This window comes from Pseudomonas sp. FDAARGOS_761, assembly GCF_013343155.1.
Taxonomy (GTDB): Bacteria; Pseudomonadota; Gammaproteobacteria; order Pseudomonadales; family Pseudomonadaceae; genus Pseudomonas; species Pseudomonas aeruginosa.
In genome coordinates, this window is record NZ_CP054572.1 from 4,350,515 (window position 1) to 4,367,833 (window position 17,319).

At 64.6% G+C, this 17,319-nt stretch carries 19 protein-coding genes and 1 tRNA gene; 3 read left to right on the forward strand and 17 right to left on the reverse strand.

Annotated elements, in window-relative coordinates; genetic code table 11:
- Window positions 1-177 precede the first annotated feature (177 nt).
- The 10 genes from iscX to trmJ all read right to left on the reverse strand — a co-directional run bounded on the left by iscX (window position 178) and on the right by trmJ (window position 7,382).
- Entirely contained in the window at window positions 178-378 is a 201-nt protein-coding gene (iscX, locus tag FOC67_RS20215) for a Fe-S cluster assembly protein IscX (protein ID WP_003092814.1), read from the reverse strand.
- Window positions 379-403: 25 nt separating this feature from the next.
- The gene (gene fdx, locus FOC67_RS20220) at window positions 404-742 is read right to left on the reverse strand and encodes an ISC system 2Fe-2S type ferredoxin (protein WP_003092818.1); all 339 of its coding nucleotides are present in this window, start codon (window positions 740-742) and stop codon (window positions 404-406) included.
- A gap of 6 nt (window positions 743-748) precedes the next feature.
- Complete coding sequence (hscA, locus tag FOC67_RS20225; RefSeq protein ID WP_003092822.1) at window positions 749-2,608, reverse strand: Fe-S protein assembly chaperone HscA; 1,860 nt, start codon at window positions 2,606-2,608, stop codon at window positions 749-751.
- Window positions 2,609-2,650: 42 nt separating this feature from the next.
- Window positions 2,651-3,172 carry a co-chaperone HscB gene (gene hscB, locus FOC67_RS20230; RefSeq protein ID WP_003092824.1) on the reverse strand — a complete coding sequence of 174 codons (522 nt, stop codon included), beginning with the start codon at window positions 3,170-3,172 and terminating at the stop codon, window positions 2,651-2,653.
- 7 nt (window positions 3,173-3,179) lie between these two features.
- Window positions 3,180-3,503: an iron-sulfur cluster assembly protein IscA gene (iscA, locus tag FOC67_RS20235; RefSeq protein ID WP_003100617.1), complete on the reverse strand. Its 324-nt coding sequence runs from the start codon at window positions 3,501-3,503 to the stop codon at window positions 3,180-3,182.
- A gap of 27 nt (window positions 3,504-3,530) precedes the next feature.
- On the reverse strand, window positions 3,531-3,917 hold the full coding sequence (gene iscU / locus FOC67_RS20240) for a Fe-S cluster assembly scaffold IscU (protein WP_003092829.1): 387 nt from the start codon (window positions 3,915-3,917) through the stop codon (window positions 3,531-3,533).
- Between the two features lie 35 nt (window positions 3,918-3,952).
- The gene (locus FOC67_RS20245) at window positions 3,953-5,167 is read right to left on the reverse strand and encodes an IscS subfamily cysteine desulfurase (RefSeq protein ID WP_003092832.1); all 1,215 of its coding nucleotides are present in this window, start codon (window positions 5,165-5,167) and stop codon (window positions 3,953-3,955) included.
- Between the two features lie 29 nt (window positions 5,168-5,196).
- A complete protein-coding gene (iscR, locus tag FOC67_RS20250; protein WP_003092836.1) occupies window positions 5,197-5,688 on the reverse strand; it encodes a Fe-S cluster assembly transcriptional regulator IscR in 492 nt (163 codons plus the stop codon).
- A 144-nt stretch (window positions 5,689-5,832) separates the two neighbouring features.
- Entirely contained in the window at window positions 5,833-6,609 is a 777-nt protein-coding gene (cysE, locus tag FOC67_RS20255) for a serine O-acetyltransferase (protein ID WP_009313450.1), read from the reverse strand.
- The gene (gene trmJ, locus FOC67_RS20260; protein ID WP_003092842.1) at window positions 6,609-7,382 is read right to left on the reverse strand and encodes a tRNA (cytosine(32)/uridine(32)-2'-O)-methyltransferase TrmJ; all 774 of its coding nucleotides are present in this window, start codon (window positions 7,380-7,382) and stop codon (window positions 6,609-6,611) included. The genes cysE and trmJ overlap by 1 nt, the downstream gene beginning before the upstream one ends.
- Window positions 7,383-7,533: 151 nt before the next feature.
- Between trmJ and suhB the strand changes: the two genes are divergently transcribed.
- Window positions 7,534-8,349 carry an inositol-phosphate phosphatase gene (gene suhB, locus FOC67_RS20265; RefSeq protein WP_003092845.1) on the forward strand — a complete coding sequence of 272 codons (816 nt, stop codon included), beginning with the start codon at window positions 7,534-7,536 and terminating at the stop codon, window positions 8,347-8,349.
- A gap of 104 nt (window positions 8,350-8,453) precedes the next feature.
- Here the strand turns inward: suhB and FOC67_RS20270 are convergent, their stop codons facing one another.
- The 6 genes from FOC67_RS20270 to queA form a co-directional block, all read right to left on the reverse strand.
- Window positions 8,454-9,002 carry a glycine zipper 2TM domain-containing protein gene (locus FOC67_RS20270; RefSeq protein WP_003092848.1) on the reverse strand — a complete coding sequence of 183 codons (549 nt, stop codon included), beginning with the start codon at window positions 9,000-9,002 and terminating at the stop codon, window positions 8,454-8,456.
- Window positions 9,003-9,185: 183 nt separating this feature from the next.
- Complete coding sequence (gene secF / locus FOC67_RS20275) at window positions 9,186-10,106, reverse strand: protein translocase subunit SecF (protein ID WP_003092852.1); 921 nt, start codon at window positions 10,104-10,106, stop codon at window positions 9,186-9,188.
- 10 nt (window positions 10,107-10,116) lie between these two features.
- Window positions 10,117-11,979, reverse strand: coding sequence for a protein translocase subunit SecD (gene secD / locus FOC67_RS20280; RefSeq protein WP_009313449.1), 1,863 nt, complete (start codon window positions 11,977-11,979; stop codon window positions 10,117-10,119).
- 59 nt (window positions 11,980-12,038) lie between these two features.
- Window positions 12,039-12,377, reverse strand: coding sequence for a preprotein translocase subunit YajC (gene yajC / locus FOC67_RS20285; RefSeq protein WP_003092856.1), 339 nt, complete (start codon window positions 12,375-12,377; stop codon window positions 12,039-12,041).
- 43 nt (window positions 12,378-12,420) lie between these two features.
- Entirely contained in the window at window positions 12,421-13,539 is a 1,119-nt protein-coding gene (gene tgt, locus FOC67_RS20290; protein WP_079391352.1) for a tRNA guanosine(34) transglycosylase Tgt, read from the reverse strand.
- Window positions 13,540-13,551: 12 nt separating this feature from the next.
- The gene (queA, locus tag FOC67_RS20295; RefSeq protein WP_003100606.1) at window positions 13,552-14,595 is read right to left on the reverse strand and encodes a tRNA preQ1(34) S-adenosylmethionine ribosyltransferase-isomerase QueA; all 1,044 of its coding nucleotides are present in this window, start codon (window positions 14,593-14,595) and stop codon (window positions 13,552-13,554) included.
- Window positions 14,596-14,697: 102 nt separating this feature from the next.
- Here queA and FOC67_RS20300 point away from each other — a divergent pair.
- A tRNA-Leu gene (locus FOC67_RS20300) sits at window positions 14,698-14,784 on the forward strand.
- 324 nt (window positions 14,785-15,108) lie between these two features.
- On the opposite strand, the gene FOC67_RS20305 is transcribed toward FOC67_RS20300, so the two are convergent.
- Window positions 15,109-16,689 carry an EAL domain-containing protein gene (locus tag FOC67_RS20305; protein ID WP_003092861.1) on the reverse strand — a complete coding sequence of 527 codons (1,581 nt, stop codon included), beginning with the start codon at window positions 16,687-16,689 and terminating at the stop codon, window positions 15,109-15,111.
- A gap of 129 nt (window positions 16,690-16,818) precedes the next feature.
- On the opposite strand from FOC67_RS20305, the gene FOC67_RS20310 reads away from it, so the two are divergent.
- Window positions 16,819-17,316, forward strand: a complete 498-nt coding sequence (locus FOC67_RS20310; RefSeq protein WP_003092862.1) for an RDD family protein — start codon at window positions 16,819-16,821, stop codon at window positions 17,314-17,316.
- Window positions 17,317-17,319 lie beyond the last annotated feature (3 nt).

Sequence of the window (17,319 nt, forward strand, 5' to 3'; positions counted from 1 at the left end):
TCGTTCAGGACGCTGACGAAAACGGCCCGAAAGGGCCGGAATCAGCGTGGCTGCGCCTGGCATCGGGCCCGGCGCGCCTAGCCTGGAATGCGCCCGCGGGCGATTTCAGGCCTTACCTAAAATAAAACCCGCGAATTATACGCGGGTTCCCGGCAAATGCGTAGGGCGGGCCTATGGCTAGTCCCGCTCCTCGATCCAGGCGGCCTGGATGGCCTCCAGGACTTTCTCCCCGCTACGCTGAGGATCGTCGGAGAACTCTGGAAGTTCCACCACCCAGCGCCGCAGATCGACGAAGTTGACGTATCGCGGATCGACCTCCGGCTTGCTTTCGTCGAGCTGGATGGCGATTTCCAGCACATCGGTCCATTTCAGGCTCATTGCACGCTCCTCTCTACCGCCGGGCTCAGTGGCCTTCCGACACCTGGTTGATGGTGTACTTGGGAATCTCGACCACCAGGTCTTCGTCGGCCACCACTGCCTGGCAGGATAGCCGCGAATCGGGCTCCAGACCCCAGGCCTTGTCCAGCATGTCGTCTTCGAGTTCGTCGGACGGCTCCATGGAATCGAGGCCTTCGCGGACGATTACGTGGCAGGTCGTGCAGGCGCAGGATTTCTCACAGGCATGCTCGATCTCGATGCCATTGCGCAACGCGGCATCCAGGATGGTTTCGCCGGGCTTCGCCTCGAATACCGCCCCCTCGGGGCAGTGGTCGGCATGGGGCAGAATCACGATCTGCGGCATCTTCGCTTATTCCTCGATTTCGTTGAGCCGGCGGCCGGAGAGCGCGGCCTTGACGGTCGCGTCCATCCGCCGTGCGGCGAAAGCGTCGGTCACCTGGGACAGGCGCTTGATCTGGTTCTCGATGGCCGCGGTGTCGCTACCACCGGCCAGTTCACGCAAGGTGTCCATCTGCGCCGCGATGGCCAGGCGCTCCTCTTCGTCCAGGAGCCGCTCGCCGTCGACGTCCAGCGCCGATTGCACGGCCTCCAGCAGCCGCTGCGCCTCGACCTGCTGTTCGCGCAGGGCGCGGGCAGCCTTGTCGTCGCCGGCGTAGTCGAAGGAGTCCTTGAGCATCCGCGCGATCTCGCCGTCGGTCAGCCCATAGGACGGCTTGACCTGGATGCTGGCCTCGACGCCGGAACTCAGTTCGCGTGCGGACACGCCGAGCAAGCCGTCGGCGTCGACCTGGAAGGTCACCCGGATTTTCGCCGCGCCCGCCACCATCGGCGGAATGCCGCGCAGCTCGAAGCGCGCCAGCGAACGACAATCCTTCACCAGCTCGCGCTCGCCCTGCAGCACGTGGATCATCATGGCCGTCTGGCCGTCCTTGTAGGTGGTGAACTCCTGGGCGCGCGCCACCGGGATGGTGGTATTACGCGGAATCACCTTCTCCATCAGCCCGCCCATGGTTTCCAGGCCCAGCGACAGCGGAATGACGTCCAGCAGCAGCAATTCCTCGCCGCGCTTGTTGCCGGCCAGGGCATCGGCCTGGATGGCCGCGCCGATGGCGACCACCTGGTCCGGATCGATATCGGTCAGCGGCTCGCAGCCGAACAACTCGCCAACCGCCGTGCGCACACGGGGCACGCGGGTCGAGCCACCGACCATCACCACAGAGCGGATTTCTTCCAGATCGACACCGGAGTCGCGCACCGCTCGGCGGCAGGACTTCAGGCTGCGAGCGACGAACGGCTCGATCAACTCGTCGAGCGTCGCCCGGCTCAGCTCGCCGCTCCAGTCGCCATAGGCGACCCGGACCGACGCCTCGTCGGTAAGACGCTCCTTGGCCGCACAGGCGATTTGCAGCAACTGCCGCTGGCTGCCCGGGTCCAGATCGGCAGAAAGGCCAGCCTGCTCGATCACCCAGCCAGCGATGGCATGGTCGAAGTCGTCGCCGCCCAGGGCCGTATCGCCGCCGGTGGCCAGGACTTCGAAGACACCGCGGGTCAGGCGCAGGATAGAAATGTCGAAGGTTCCACCACCCAGGTCATAGATGGCCACCAGGCCTTCCGCGCCCTTGTCCAGGCCGTAGGCCACGGCGGCGGCGGTCGGCTCGTTGAGCAGGCGCAGGACGTTCAGTCCGGCCAGGCGCGCGGCATCCTTGGTAGCCTGGCGCTGGGCGTCGTCGAAATAGGCCGGCACGGTGATCACCGCACCCACCAGCTCGCCACCGAGGGTGGTTTCGGCGCGCTGGCGCAGCTCACGCAGGATGTCCGCCGAGACTTCCACAGGACTCTTCAGCCCCTGTACGGTCTCGATGAAGGGCATGTGCGACTCGCCCTGGCGGAAGCGGTAGGGCAATTGCTCGCCCAGTTGCTTGACGTCCTCCAGGCCGCGCCCCATCAGACGCTTGACCGAAATGATGGTATTGAAGGGATCCTTCGCGGCGGCCGCGCGGGCGCTCTCACCCACTTCCGCCCGCTCGGCGTGATAACGCACCGCGGAAGGCAGGATCAGGCGCCCCTGCGCATCCGGCAAGGGCTCGGCGACGCCGCTACGCACCGCGGCGACCAGCGAATTGGTGGTACCCAGGTCGATCCCAACCGCCAGGCGACGCTCATGGGGCTTGGGACTCTGACCGGGCTCGGCGATCTGCAGTAGGGCCATGCTCTGTCTTAACTATGGGGTGCGACCCGGGGGCCGCAGGGATTAATCGTCGAGTCGCTCTTCCAGCTGGCGCACTTCCTGCGCGAGCTTGTCGAGGAACTGCATGCGACGGACCAGGCGTTCGGCCTCTTCGCGGCGCTGCGCATCGTCCCAGCACGCGGCGAACTCGCGCTCCAGCTCGGCCTGGGCGGCCTTGAGCCGACGCTTGAAGGTCGCCACGCCGGCCAGGTCGGCGCTGTCCTGCAACTCCTCCAGTTCCTCGCGCAGCTGCATCTGCTGCAGGAGAAACTCCGGATCCTGCACCGTAGCCTCCAAGGGCAACTCGTGACCACTCAGGGTCAACAGGTACAGGGCCCGGCGCGGAGCGCTCTTCAGGGTCTGGTAGGCCTCGTTCAGTTGCGCCGCGCGCTCCAGGGCGAGACGCTGCTCGCGCTCGGGAGCGTCGGCGAAACGGTCGGGATGGACGCTGCGCACCAACTCGCGATAGCGCTGGCCGAGCTCGTCGAGATCGACCAGGAAAGCCGGTTGCAGGTCGAACTGGGCGAAATGACAGGGTTTACCCACGCCGGCCTCAGACGTTGAAGCTTTCGCCGCAGCCGCATTCGCCACGAACGTTGGGATTGTTGAACTTGAAGCCTTCGTTGAGCCCTTCGCGAGTGAAGTCCAGCTCGGTGCCATCGAGATAGACCAGGCTTTTCGGGTCGATGATGACCTTCACGCCATGGCTCTCGAAGACCAGGTCCTCGGCCGCCAGTTCATCGACGAATTCGAGGACATAGGCAAGCCCGGAACAGCCAGTGGTGCGCACGCCAAGACGGATACCCTCGCCCTTGCCGCGCCCCTCGAGGGAGCGCTGCACGTGTTTGGCGGCGGCTTCGGTCATGCTGATGGCCATTGCAACTCCTTACTCGTCACGAGCGGCTTAGAGCAAACCCTTCTTCTGCTTGTAGTCGCGAACGGCGGCCTTGATGGCGTCTTCGGCGAGAACGGAGCAGTGGATCTTCACCGGCGGCAGGGCCAGCTCTTCGGCGATGGTGGTGTTCTTGATGGTTTCCGCCTCGTCCAGGGTCTTGCCCTTCATCCACTCGGTGGCGAGGGAGCTGGAGGCGATCGCGGAACCGCAACCGTAGGTCTTGAACTTGGCGTCTTCGATCACGCCCTGCTCGTTGACCTTGATCTGCAGGCGCATCACGTCGCCGCAGGCCGGCGCGCCGACCATGCCGGTGCCGACGTTGGGATCGGCAGCGTCGAGCTTGCCGACGTTGCGCGGGTTTTCGTAGTGGTCGATGACCTTTTCGCTATATGCCATGGCTAATCCTCACGTTTTTCCGGGGCACGAGGCGCTCAGTGCGCCTGCCATTCGACCTGGGACAGGTCGACGCCCTCTTTGTACATATCCCACAGCGGCGACAGTTCGCGCAGCTTGGAAACGGCCTCGACCACCTTCTTCGCGGCATAGTCGATCTCTTCCTCGGTGGTGAAGCGACCGAAGGTGAAGCGGATGGAGCTATGCGCCAGTTCGTCGTTGCGGCCCAGGGCGCGCAATACGTAGGACGGTTCCAGGGACGCCGAGGTACAGGCCGAACCGGAGGAGACCGCGAGGTCCTTGAGCGCCATGATCAGCGACTCGCCCTCGACGTAGTTGAAGCTGACGTTGAGGTTGTGCGGGACGCGGGAGGTCATGCTGCCGTTGATGTAGAGCTCTTCCAGGCCATCGATCTGCGCGAAGAAGCGGTCGCGGAGCGCCAGCACGCGGGCGTTCTCCTGGGCCATTTCTTCCTTGGCGATGCGGAACGCCTCGCCCATGCCGACGATCTGGTGGGTGGCCAGGGTGCCGGAGCGCATGCCGCGCTCGTGGCCGCCGCCGTGCATCTGGCCCTCGATGCGGACGCGCGGCTTGCGCCGGACATAAAGCGCGCCAATGCCTTTCGGGCCGTAGGTCTTGTGCGCGGAGAAGGACATCAGGTCGACCTTGAGCTTGTCCAGGTCGATCTCGACCTTGCCGGTCGACTGTGCGGCGTCGACGTGGAACAGCACGCCGCGGGAGCGGGTCAGCTCGCCGATGGCGGCGATGTCGTTGACGGTGCCGATCTCGTTGTTCACGTGCATGACCGAGACCAGGATGGTGTCGTCACGCAGCGCCGCCTCGACCAGTGCCGGAGTGATCAGGCCATCTTCGCCCGGCTCCAGGTAGGTCACTTCGAAACCTTCGCGCTCCAGCTGGCGGCAGGTGTCGAGGACCGCCTTGTGCTCGATCTTCGAGGTGATGATGTGCTTGCCCTTGCCCGAGTAGAAGTGCGCGACGCCCTTGATCGCCAGGTTGTCGGACTCGGTGGCGCCGGAGGTCCAGACGATCTCGCGGGGATCGGCGTTGACCAGTTCGGCCACCTGGCGACGGGCGTTCTCCACGGCCTCCTCGGCTTTCCAGCCGAACACGTGGGAACGCGAAGCCGGGTTGCCGAAGTTGCCGTCCATCAGCAGGCATTCGCTCATTTTCTGGGCGACGCGGGGATCGACGGGAGTGGTCGCGGAGTAATCGAGGTAGATCGGCAATTTCATCAGGTAACTCCTACAGGCTGGCGCCCTGCTCAGTCGATGGCGGACGCTTCAATCTTGTCGAGACGAGGCGTCTTGCCTGAGCAACGGCGTTCGTCCTGGCGCAGCGCGACCTCCTGGACCTCCTGGCGGCTGACCAGATCGGCCAGGCTGATGCCGCTGAGGAACTCATGGATCTGCAAACTGAGGTCGCACCACAGGTGGTGGGTCAGACAGGTATCGCCGGAGTGGCAATCGCCCTGCCCCTGGCAGCGGGTCGCGTCGACGGATTCGTTGACCGCGTCGATCACCTGCGCCACATGGATGCCCGACATATGGCGGGACAGCTGGTAGCCGCCGCCCGGGCCGCGCACGCTGGTCACCAGGTTGCCACGGCGCAACTTGGCGAACAGCTGTTCGAGATAGGACAGGGAAATGCCTTGGCGTTCGGAGATATCGGCCAGCGAGACCGGACCTTGCTGAGCATGCAGCGCCAGGTCGAGCATGGCGGTTACGGCGTAGCGGCCTTTGGTGGTCAGACGCATGGGCTTTTCCCATCGGGATCATTCGGGGTTGACGCGGATTATGCCCTTATCCGAGTAATTAGGTCAACTATAAGACCGATCAAATTACTCAGGATTAGGCAAATTCAGGGCGCTACATGCTAGCAGAAAGCCGCCGGCCGCGCATTACGCGGCCGGATTGCCATCCTCGTCCTTGACCCCGGCGAAATCCTCCTCGCGCAATACCGGCAGATCCTTCGCGCAGTAGTCGCTCCCCAGGGCGGTGAGCGCCTGGCACATGCCCTCGAGCCGGCCGTCGACGGCCTGCAGGTGATCGAGCAACTGACCAATGGCACGCGCCACCGGGTCCGGCATGTCCTGGCCGACTCCGTAGGCATCGAAGCCGAGTTTCTCCGCCATCGCCTGGCGCTTGGCCTGCTGCTCGGTATCCTCGCGCATGATGATCCGCCCGGGAATGCCGACCACGGTGGCACCCGGCGGGACTTCCTTGGTCACCACGGCATTGGAGCCGACCTTGGCGCCCTCGCCGACGGTGAACGGGCCGAGCACCTTGGCACCGGCACCGACCACCACGTTGTTGCCGAGGGTGGGGTGGCGCTTGCCCTTGTTCCAGGTGGTACCGCCCAGGGTGACGCCCTGGTAGAGGGTGACGTCGTCGCCGATCTCGGCGGTTTCGCCGATGACGATGCCCATGCCGTGGTCGATGAAGAAGCGCCGGCCGATCCTGGCCCCCGGGTGGATCTCGATGCCGGTCATCCAGCGGCCGAAATTGGACACCAGGCGCGCCAGCCACTTCCAGCCGGACGTCCACAAGCCGTGGGCCAGCCGATGCAGCCAGACGGCGTGCAGGCCCGGATAACAGGTGAGGACCTCGAGTGCGTTGCGAGCCGCCGGATCACGGTGGAATACGCTTTGGATATCTTCACGCACACGTTCGAACATCAGTCGTCACTCCGCTTGTAGGACAGGCCTCGGGCCACCTTCTGGGTTTCGGTCAGGATCCCGCGCAGGATATTCATTTCCAGCTTGCTGATCGCGCTGCGCCCATACAGGCGCCGCAACCGCGACATCAGGTGGCGCGGCTTCTCCGGATCGAGGAAGCCGATATCGATCAGCGTCCTCTCCAGATGCGCGTAATAGAGCTCCAGCTCGTCGGCCGTCACCAGCTCGGTGTTGAGCATCGAGGTGGACTCGAACTTTTCCATCTTGGTCGGCTTGCCCTGGGCCGCCAGCCACGCCATGCGCACCTCGTAGGTGAGCACCTGGACCGCGGCCGCCAGGTTCAGCGAACCGAACTCGGGATCGGAGGGGATATGCACATGGAACTGGCAGCGCTGCAATTCTTCGTTGGTCAAACCCGCATATTCGCGCCCGAATACCAGGGCCACCTCGCCATTCGCCTCCAGGTGCTCCAGGCAGGTCGTCGCGCACTCGCGCGGATCCAGCAGCGGCCAGGGAATCCGCCGGTCGCGGGCGCTGGTGCCGAGCACCACGCTGCAGCCGCTCAGGGCCTCTTCCAGGGTGTCCACCACCCTTGCGGCGTCGAGGATGTCGGTGGCGCCGGAAGCCCGCGCCACCGCGTCGCCGTGGGGAAAGCTTTCCGGCTGCACCAGCACCAGTTGCGACAGGCCCATGTTCTTCATGGCACGAGCCGCCCCGCCGATGTTGCCGGGATGACTGGTGTTGACCAACACCACACGAATACGGTCGAGCAACGCCGATGCTCTCCAACGCCAAGTTACTGAAGGGTGTGAAATCCTACAGCAGAGGTCAGCTTTATACCATGCGGCCGACAGGTCGCCCTTCAAACGCCATCGGTTTCTGCTAGAATGGCCGGCTTTCTTTAACGACCCAGGTGACCTCTCCATGCAGCCTATGCTGAATATCGCCCTGCGCGCCGCTCGCAGCGCCGGTGAACTGATTTTCCGCTCCATCGAACGCCTGGATGTCATCTCGGTCAACGAGAAGGATGCCAAGGACTACGTGACCGAAGTCGATCGCGCCGCCGAGCAGACCATCGTCGCCGCGCTGCGCAAGGCCTATCCGACTCACGCGATCATGGGCGAGGAAGGCGGCTTCATCGAAGGCAGCGGCGAGGGCGCCGATTACCTCTGGGTGATCGATCCGCTGGACGGCACCACCAACTTCATCCATGGCGTACCGCACTTCGCCGTGAGCATCGCCTGCAAGTACAAGGGCCGCCTGGAACACGCCGTGGTCCTCGACCCGGTGCGCCAGGAAGAATTCACCGCCAGCCGCGGCCGCGGCGCCGCCCTCAACGGTCGTCGCCTGCGCGTCAGCGGCCGCAAGAGCCTGGAAGGCGCCCTGCTCGGCACCGGCTTCCCGTTCCGCGACAACCAGATCGACAATCTCGACAACTACCTGAACATGTTCCGCAGCCTGGTCGGCCAGACCGCCGGCATCCGCCGCGCCGGCGCCGCCAGCCTGGACCTGGCCTACGTCGCCGCCGGTCGCTACGACGCCTTCTGGGAATTCGGCCTGTCCGAATGGGACATGGCGGCCGGCGCCCTGCTGGTACAGGAAGCCGGCGGCCTGGTGAGCGACTTCACCGGCAGCCACGAATTCCTCGAGAAGGGCCACATCGTCGCCGGCAACACCAAATGCTTCAAGGCACTGCTGACCACCATCCAGCCGCACCTGCCGCCGTCGCTGAAGCGCTGATCCGCCGCTGACGAAGAACCCGGCCTGGCGCCGGGTTTTTCATCTCCATGAAAATGCACAAGGGCGCCCGCGGGCGCCCTTGTGCATCATTGCGACAGTCAGGCTCAGCGCAGCGTTTCGCCCTGGCTGAGGATCAGCCGGCCATTCTTGTCGACCGGGATCTGGCTGCCCGGATCGCGCTCCATGCGGATCTGCCCGGCCTTGCCGTCGAGCATGTACTTCACGTCATAGCCGACGACCTTCTCGCTGCTGTCATGCACGGTGCTGCAGCGGGTTTCGGTTGTGGTGTAGGTGTCACGCTCCTGCATGCCTTCCTGCACCTTGTTGCCGGCGTAGCCGCCGCCGACGGCGCCGGCCACGGTGGCGATCTTCTTGCCGGTACCGCCGCCGATCTGGTTGCCCAGCAAGCCGCCGACCACCGCACCGATGGCGGTACCGGCGATCTGGTGCTGGTCCTTGACCGGACGCTGGCGGGTCACGGCCACGTCCTTGCAGACCTGGCGCGGCGTCTTGATGGTTTCCTTGACCGGCTGGACAGCGACGACCTCGGCGTAGTCGGGACCGCGATCCACCAGGCTATAGGTGGCTACCGCGCCACCTGCGGTCACGCCTACGGCACCCAGAACGGCCCCGACGAGCATCGACTTGTTCACATGTACCTCCTGGCTTTCATCCAATGCGGGCTATGTTCGCCCTTTGCCTTGCCTAGGACTGGGCAAAAACCACCAAGTTCCAGGCTCCCGACAAACGTTTCGTTGGCGCAGATACGAAAACTCCCGCCAAAAGCGGGAGTCCTCGAGTGACCGGCAGGCGCCGGAGTGCCGAACCAGAGCGCCTCAGGGGCGATCGTCGACGGTGTCCTTGGCCTGCGGCGGGATCAGGTCCTCGCTGGTCAGGTTCAGCCAGATCAAGACCACGTTGGCGATGTAGATCGACGAGTAGGTACCCGCCATTACACCGACGAACAGGGCGATGGAGAAACCGAACAGGTTGTCGCCGCCGAAGAACAGCAGCGCGGCGATGGCCAGCAGCGTGGAGACCGAGGTGGCGATGGTGCGCAACAGGGTCTGGCTGGTGGAGATGTTCAGGTTCTCGATCAGACTGGCCTTGCGCAGCACGCGGAAGTTCTCGCGCACCCGGTCGAAGATCACGATGGTGTCGTTCAGCGAGTAACCGACCACCGCCAGCACAGCGGCGAGGACGGTCAGGTCGAAGGTCACCTGGAAGAACGACAGCACGCCCATCACGATGATCGCATCGTGCACCAGCGAGAGGATCGCACCGAGGGCGAACTTCCACTGGAAGCGGAAGCCGACGTACAGCAGGATGCCGCCCAGCGCCAGGAGCATGCCGAGGCCGCCCTGGTCGCGCAGCTCTTCACCCACCTGCGGGCCGACGTACTCGACCCGCTTCAGGTTCGCCGGGTTGCCGGTATCGGCCTGCTGCAAGGCGGTAGCGACCTTCTTGCCCAGTTCCGGGTCCTCGCTGGGCATCCGCACCAGCACGTCGCGGGCGTCGCCGAAGCTCTGCACCACGGCGTCCTCGTAGCCGGCGCCGACCAGTTGACCGCGCACCTTGCCGAGATCGGCCGGTTGTTCGTAGGTCAGCTCGATCAGCGTACCGCCGGTGAAGTCGAGGCCGAAGTTGATGCCCTTGGTGAACCAGCTGCCCAGGGCGATGACGGTCAGGATCAGGGTAACGGCAAACGCGATGTTGCGGATGCCCATGAAGTTGATGGTACCGATCTTGATATTCATCTCAGTCCCCTTAGATCCACAGCTTCTTGAAGTCACGCCCGCCGAAGATCAGGTTGACCATTGCGCGGGTGACCATGATGGCCGTGAACATCGAGGTGATGATGCCGAGCGACATGGTCACGGCAAATCCTTTCACCGGGCCGGTGCCCATGGCGTAGAGGATGCCGCCGACCAGCAGCGAGGTCAGGTTGGCGTCGAGAATCGCGGTGAAGGCACGGTTGAAGCCTTCGTGGATCGCCCGCTGGACCGACATGCCGTTGGCCAGCTCCTCGCGTATCCGCGAGAAGATCAGCACGTTGGCGTCCACCGCCATACCCATGGTCAGCACGATACCGGCGATGCCCGGCAGGGTCAGGGTCGCGCCGAGGACCGACATCAGCGCCACCAGCATGACCATGTTGAAGGCCAGCGCAACGGTGGCGATCACGCCGAAGAAACGGTAGATGACGATGATGAACAGCGATACGAAGAGCATGCCCCAGAGCGACGCATCGACACCCTTGGCGATGTTGTCCGCCCCCAGGCTCGGGCCGATGGTGCGTTCTTCGGCGAAGTACATCGGTGCAGCCAGGCCGCCGGCACGCAGCAGCAGGGCCAGTTCGGAGGACTCGCCCGGGCCATCGAGGCCGGTGATGCGGAACTGGTTGCCCAGCGGCGACTGGATGGTCGCCAGACTGATGATCTGCTTCTCTTCCTTGAACGCCGGAACCGCGACCTCCTTCTCGACGCCATCGACCATCTGCTTGGTGTAGCGGGTCACCGGCTTCTGCTCGATGAACACCACCGCCATGCTGCGGCCGACGTTGTTGCGGGTGGCGCGGTTCATCAGCTCGCCGCCGTGGCCATCCAGGCGGATGTTCACCTGCGGGCGGCCGTTCTCGTCGAAACTGGCGCTGGCGTCGGTGACCTGGTCGCCGGTGATGATCACCCCGCGCTCCAGCGGCACCGGCGGACGGCGCGGCTCGCGGAACTCGAAGGTCTCGGTGGCGGACTTCAGGGCGTCCGGCTCGGCGGCCAGGCGGAATTCGAGGTTGGCGGTCTTGCCGAGGATTCGCTTGGCTTCCGCGGTGTCCTGCACGCCCGGCAGCTCGACCACGATACGATTGGCGCCCTGGCGCTGCACCAGCGGCTCGGATACGCCCAGCTCGTTGACCCGGTTGCGGACGGTGGTGAGGTTCTGCTTGATGGAGTATTCGCGGATTTCCGCCAGTTTGGCCTGGGTCAGGGCGACGCGCAGGACCTGCAGGCCGTTGCGCTCTTCGGGCACGACCTCGAAATCGCGGAAGTCCTTGGCGATCAGGCTGCGCGCCTTGTCCAGGGATTCGCTGTCGGTGAAGCCGAGCTGGATCGCGCGATCCTGGATCGGCAGGCTGCGGTAGCGCACGCGCTCCTTGCGCAGCAGGCTCTTCACTTCGCTTTCATAGACCTTCAGGCGGGCATCGACCGCCTTGTCCATGTCCACTTCCAGCAGGAAGTGCACACCGCCGGACAGATCCAGGCCGAGCTTCATCGGGCTGCCGCCCAGCTTGCGCAGCCACTCGGGAGTGGTCTGGGCCAGGTTCAGCGCCACCACGTAGTCGTCGCCCAGGGTCCGGCGCACCACTTCCTTGGCGGGAAGCTGGTCGTCCTGCTTGACCAGGCGGATCAGGCCGCCCTTCTTCGACAGGCTGTTGGCCTTCACCGCGATACCGGCGTCGGTCAGCGCCTTGGCAGCGCGGTCGACGTCGGCCTGGGTGACCTGCAGCGCCGTGCTGGCGCCGCTGATCTGCACCGCCGGGTCGTCCGGGTAGAGGTTGGGTGCGGAATAGATGAACCCGACGGCGAGGACCGCCAGGATCAGCAGATATTTCCACAGAGGATACTTGTTGAGCATGACACCGCCCGTTATGACGCGGGGCGCCTTGCGCGCCCCGTCATGTGTTTAGGTGAAAATCAGATCGCTTTCAGGGTGCCTTTCGGCAGGGTCGCGGCAATCGCGGCCTTCTGGAACTTCAGCTCGACGTTGTCGGAAACCTCGACGACGACGAAATCGTCGGCGACCTTGGTCACCTTGCCGGCGATACCGCCGGAAGTGACGACTTCGTCACCTTTTTGCAGGTTGCCCAGCAGGTTCTTGTGTTCCTTGGCGCGCTTGGCCTGGGGACGCCAGATCATCAGGTAGAAGATGACCAGGAAACCAACCAGGAAGACCCACTCGAAACCGGTGCCGGCCGGGCCAGCGGCTGCCGGAGCGGCTGCGTCGGCGTAGGCAGCGGGAATTAGAAAGCTCATGTAGCACTCCTGTCACAAAGCAATAGAGTTGGATAAAGGAAAGTCAGGCATCCAGCGGCGGCGTGGGAAGGCCGCGCTTGGCATAGAAGGCATCGACAAAGGCGGCCAATGTACCCTGTTGGATTGCCTCGCGCAAACCAGCCATAACCCGCTGATAATGCCGCAAGTTGTGGATGGTATTGAGCATGCTACCGAGCATTTCCCCGCACTTGTCCAAGTGGTGCAGATAGGCGCGGGAAAAATGTTTGCAGGTGTAACAGTCGCAGGTCGGGTCGAGCGTGGAGTCGTCGTGCTTGTGTACCGAGTTGCGGATCTTGATCACCCCGCTGTCGACGAACAGGTGGCCGTTGCGCGCATTGCGCGTCGGCATCACGCAGTCGAACATGTCCACGCCGCGGCGCACGCCTTCCACCAGGTCTTCCGGCTTGCCCACGCCCATCAGGTAGCGCGGCTTGTCGGCCGGCATCTGCGGCGGCAGGAAATCGAGCACGCGGATCATCTCTTCCTTCGGCTCGCCCACCGACAAACCACCGATGGCCAGGCCGTCGAAGCCGATCTCCTGCAAGCCATCCAGCGAGCGCAGGCGCAGGTCCTCGTGCATACCGCCCTGGACGATGCCGAACAGCGCCGACGGGCTATCGCCATGGGCGATCTTCGAGCGCTTGGCCCAGCGCAGCGACAGCTCCATGGAGCGCTTGGCGACCTCATGGTCGGCCGGGTACGGCGTGCATTCGTCGAAGATCATCACGATGTCCGAGCCCAGGGCGCGTTGCACCGCCATGGACTCCTCCGGCCCCATGAAGACCTTGGCGCCGTCCACCGGCGAGGCGAAGGTCACGCCCTCCTCCTTGATCTTGCGCATGGCTCCCAGGCTGAACACCTGGAAACCGCCGGAATCGGTGAGGATCGGGCCTTTCCACTGCATGAAGTCATGCAGGTCGCCGTGGCGCTGGATCACCTCGGTGCCCGGGCGCAACCAGAGATGGAAGGTGTTGCCGAGGATGATCTGCGCGCCGATGTCCTCGATGTCGCGCGGCAACATGCCCTTCACCGTGCCGTAGGTGCCCACCGGCATGAAGGCCGGGGTCTCGACCACGCCGCGGGGGAAGGTCAGGCGGCCGCGACGGGCCTTGCCGTCGGTCGCCAGCAGCTCGAAGTTCATGAAGCTCATGGATCAGTCCTCGGGTCCGCGGGGCGCGGGATTGCGGGTGATGAACATGGCATCACCGTAACTGAAGAAGCGATAGCCCTGCGCCACCGCCGCGGCGTAGGCAGCCATGGTCTCCGGGTAGCCGGCGAAGGCCGAGACCAGCATCAGCAGGGTGGATTCGGGCAGGTGGAAGTTGGTGACCAGGGCATCGACCACATGGAACGGCCGGCCCGGGAAGATGAAGATGTCGGTGTCGCCGCTGAACGGCTTCAGCTCACCGTCGCGTGCCGCGCTTTCCAGCGAGCGCACGCTGGTGGTGCCGACGGCGACTACCCGGCCGCCGCGGGCCCGGCAGGCGGAAACCGCGTCCACCACGTCCTGGCCGACCTCCAGCCATTCGCGGTGCATCACATGGTCCTCGATACGCTCGACACGCACCGGCTGGAAGGTACCGGCGCCGACATGCAGGGTAACGAAGGCGGTATCCACCCCCTTCGCGCGGATCGCCTCGAGCAGCGCCTCATCGAAGTGCAGGCCGGCGGTCGGGGCCGCCACCGCACCGGCGCGCTGGGCGTAGACGGTCTGGTAGCGCTCGCGGTCGGCCGCATCGTCCGGTCGGTCGATATAGGGAGGCAACGGCATGTGCCCGACCCGCTCCAGCAAAGGCAGCACAGGCTCGGCGAAAGCGAGTTCGAACAGGGCGTCGTGGCGTTGCAGCATCTCCGCGCTGCCACCGCCTTCGACGAGGATCCGCGTACCGGGCTTGGGCGCCTTGCTGGCGCGTATGTGGGCAAGCACCCGGTGCTGGTCGAGCACGCGCTCGACCAGGACTTCCAGCTTGCCACCGGACTCCTTCTGGCCGAACAGGCGCGCCGGGATCACCCGGGTATTGTTGAACACCATCAGGTCGCCCGGACGCAGGTAGTCCAGGAGATCGGCGAATTGTCTGTGGGCGAGGGTTCCCGTCGGGCCATCCAGCGCCAACAGGCGGCTTGCGCGGCGTTCAGGCAGGGGATGACGGGCGATCAGGGCCTCGGGCAAGTCGAAATGAAAATCGGCGACACGCATGGGGAGACTCTCGAAAGGCCGCGTAGCTTACCGGAAATGTGTTTTCCCCGCCACGAACCCGATTGACCAACGGTAGGCGCCTCCCTATACTGCGCCGCCATTGCCTCGGTGGCGGAATCGGTAGACGCGGCGGATTCAAAATCCGTTTCTGGCGACAGAGTGAGAGTTCGAGTCTCTCCCGAGGCACCATCCTGACTTCCCAAGCGTTTCCAGGGGAGCCCAGGACAGCAGAGAAACCGGCCTTCGCGCCGGTTTTTTGTTGTCCGCGATCTGGCTGATCCGGCCTGCAAATAAAAAAAGGCAGCGCTGGAGTCGAGACGCTGCCTTTTACCCGAGCTGCTGTCTTCCCAGCTCGGCGAAAAAAATCTACCACAGCCGACGCCAAAAAGAAGCCCCGCGGATGCGGGCTTCTTGTCGCGCCAGGGGCGGTTTGCACCTGTTCGGTCTGCGAGTCTTTTGCTCATCCGTGACGAATAAGCTGGCAGCTCGCCCCTGGCGCGGGACTTTCAGCCGCTAGCCTCGGTCCGCCGGAAGTGCGACGACGGAAGCCCCCTGCCCCTCCTGCACAGTCAGGCTGGAAAGCAGACTCTCCAGCGGCATCGGCCGGCCGATCAGGTAGCCCTGCAGGTAATCCACCCCGCGGGCGGCCAGGTAGTCACGCTGCTCGGGAGTCTCCACGCCTTCGGCGACGATATCCAGGTCGAGCTTGGCGGACAGCTCGACGATGCTGTCGAGAATATGCCCGGAAAGAGTATCGATGCCGATGCGGGCGACGAAGCTCTGGTCGATCTTCAGGCAGTCCACCTGGAACTTGCGCAGGTAGGCCAGGCTGGAATGTCCAGTGCCGAAATCGTCGATGGCGATCTTCACTCCCAGGGCATGCAATTCGTCGAACAGGCGGTCGGTGACTTCGCTCGACTCGATCAGCTCGCGCTCGGTCAGTTCCAGGACCAGGGTGATGTGCCCGGGCGGAAACGCCGCCAACAGCTCGCGACAGTCGTCCACCAAGGCCAGTTCGTGGCAATGGGTGGCACTGATGTTGAAACCGATGTGGAAGCCTGGCTCCAGCTTCCCGGCATGCCCGCCCAGGTCTTCCGCGACCTGGCGCATCAGCGCGCGCGTCATCGGTACGATCAGTCCCGAGCGCTCGGCGAAAGGTATGAACAGGTCGGGCCGGATCAGTCCCTCGCGCGGATGACGCCAGCGCATGAGCACCTCGACGCCTATCCAGCGTCCGCCCTGGCCGGGACTCAGCGGCTGGTAGTAGGGAATGAACTCGTTGGCCTCCAGGGCCCGGCGCAGTTCGCTGCTGGGCGAGGCGACCCGCCTGGATAGCCAGTAGCACAGAGTGCCGGCCAGCAGTCCGAAGAACAGTAGCAGGCCGAACATCGCCGGGTTCTGCGAGCGGATCGATCGCCACTCCTCACCCTCGGGGAAGCCCGACAGCACACGCAACGGATAACGCTGCGAAGCGAGCGATACGGCGGCGACCTCATAGGTGGGCGGCGCGTCGCGGTGGGTGCGGCCCTCGGCATCCAGCCAATTGGGACCGACCACCAGCACCTGTCGGCTACGTCGGTCGACGAGGTCCAGCACGTAGCTCAAGTAGCGCCCGTCGATCGCCGCCAATACCCCGCGCTTGCCGTCGGAGTCCCGCAGGACCAGCAGCGCGGCGTCCGGCGTGACCTGGTTGCCGGGCATCAGCAAGAGGCGTCCGTCGACATAGTTCTCGATCCGCACCGGCTCGTCGAAGCCGCCGAACAACGACGTGCAATAGATCGTATTGTCGCGCGTCAAATTGACCGAGCGTACGAACGGCATGATCGCCACTTGCTCGCGCAGCGCCAGTTCGGCCTCGGGACAGGGGCGCCCCGCCACCGGCATGACCTTGCGCGCCGCCAGCGCAGCGTTGTCGAGCATCCGTTCGAACTGCCGCACCGCATTCCCGGCTGCCTGCTCGGACGTCTCCTGGAGGCTTCGCTCGGCCTGCCAGTAGAGGATGAGCAGCCCCAGGACGATCGGCATCACCCCGACCAGCACGGACAACGACAGCCGGAGCGCCTTTCTCCTGGCTCGCTTCACCGGAATCGGCATAGAAAAGACTCGTAATGATTGGGGTCTGCGCAAAGACTAGAACAGCCGGGGAAAAGCGTTGCCCGGGTGGGCGGCGCAAGCTGCGGATGGACGTATAATCCCCGGCTTTGCCCCGCACGGAACACGCCGATGCCGAAACACATGCTTTCTCCCCAGGGCGACTATGCCCCTGCCGGTCTGGTCCGCCGCCTGGCGGCGATGTTCTATGACTTCCTGCTCTGCGTGGCGCTGATGATGGTGGTCACCCTGGTTTACCAGCAAGGCATCCTTCGACTGATCTACGGCAGCGAGCATCTGCGCGAACTGGCCGACCGCGGCGCGCTGATCGGCGACCCGCTGCTCTCGACCCTGCTGGTGTTCGCCCTGTTCGGCTTCTTCGCCAAATTCTGGACCCACAACGGCCAGACCCTGGGCATGCAGGTCTGGGGACTGCGCGTGCAGAACCGCGACGGCAGCGCCATCAGCCTGCTCCAGGCGCTGCTGCGCTTCATGATCGCCATCGCCTCCTGGCTGTGCCTCGGCCTCGGCTTCCTCTGGATGCTCTGGGACAAGGACAAGCGTACCTGGCACGACCGCTATTCGGAGAGCCAGGTGGTCAGGCTGCCGAAGAACACTCACAAGAAGTGAGCG

Excerpts from the sequence above, each read along its gene's own strand:
- secF (WP_003092852.1), bottom strand. The coding sequence starts at position 10,106 with ATGAATATCAAGATCGGTACCATCAACTTCATGGGCATCCGCAACATC.
- queA (WP_003100606.1), bottom strand. The coding sequence starts at position 14,595 with ATGCGTGTCGCCGATTTTCATTTCGACTTGCCCGAGGCCCTGATCGCC.
- FOC67_RS20245 (WP_003092832.1), bottom strand. The coding sequence starts at position 5,167 with ATGAAATTGCCGATCTACCTCGATTACTCCGCGACCACTCCCGTCGAT.
- cysE (WP_009313450.1), bottom strand. The coding sequence starts at position 6,609 with ATGTTCGAACGTGTGCGTGAAGATATCCAAAGCGTATTCCACCGTGAT.
- iscR (WP_003092836.1), bottom strand. The coding sequence starts at position 5,688 with ATGCGTCTGACCACCAAAGGCCGCTACGCCGTAACCGCCATGCTCGAC.
- secD (WP_009313449.1), bottom strand. The coding sequence starts at position 11,979 with ATGCTCAACAAGTATCCTCTGTGGAAATATCTGCTGATCCTGGCGGTC.
- yajC (WP_003092856.1), bottom strand. The coding sequence starts at position 12,377 with ATGAGCTTTCTAATTCCCGCTGCCTACGCCGACGCAGCCGCTCCGGCA.
- iscU (WP_003092829.1), bottom strand. The coding sequence starts at position 3,917 with ATGGCATATAGCGAAAAGGTCATCGACCACTACGAAAACCCGCGCAAC.
- FOC67_RS20310 (WP_003092862.1), top strand. The coding sequence starts at position 16,819 with ATGCCGAAACACATGCTTTCTCCCCAGGGCGACTATGCCCCTGCCGGT.
- iscX (WP_003092814.1), bottom strand. The coding sequence starts at position 378 with ATGAGCCTGAAATGGACCGATGTGCTGGAAATCGCCATCCAGCTCGAC.
- iscA (WP_003100617.1), bottom strand. The coding sequence starts at position 3,503 with ATGGCCATCAGCATGACCGAAGCCGCCGCCAAACACGTGCAGCGCTCC.
- tgt (WP_079391352.1), bottom strand. The coding sequence starts at position 13,539 with ATGAACTTCGAGCTGCTGGCGACCGACGGCAAGGCCCGTCGCGGCCGC.
- suhB (WP_003092845.1), top strand. The coding sequence starts at position 7,534 with ATGCAGCCTATGCTGAATATCGCCCTGCGCGCCGCTCGCAGCGCCGGT.
- fdx (WP_003092818.1), bottom strand. The coding sequence starts at position 742 with ATGCCGCAGATCGTGATTCTGCCCCATGCCGACCACTGCCCCGAGGGG.
- hscA (WP_003092822.1), bottom strand. The coding sequence starts at position 2,608 with ATGGCCCTACTGCAGATCGCCGAGCCCGGTCAGAGTCCCAAGCCCCAT.
- FOC67_RS20305 (WP_003092861.1), bottom strand. The coding sequence starts at position 16,689 with ATGCCGATTCCGGTGAAGCGAGCCAGGAGAAAGGCGCTCCGGCTGTCG.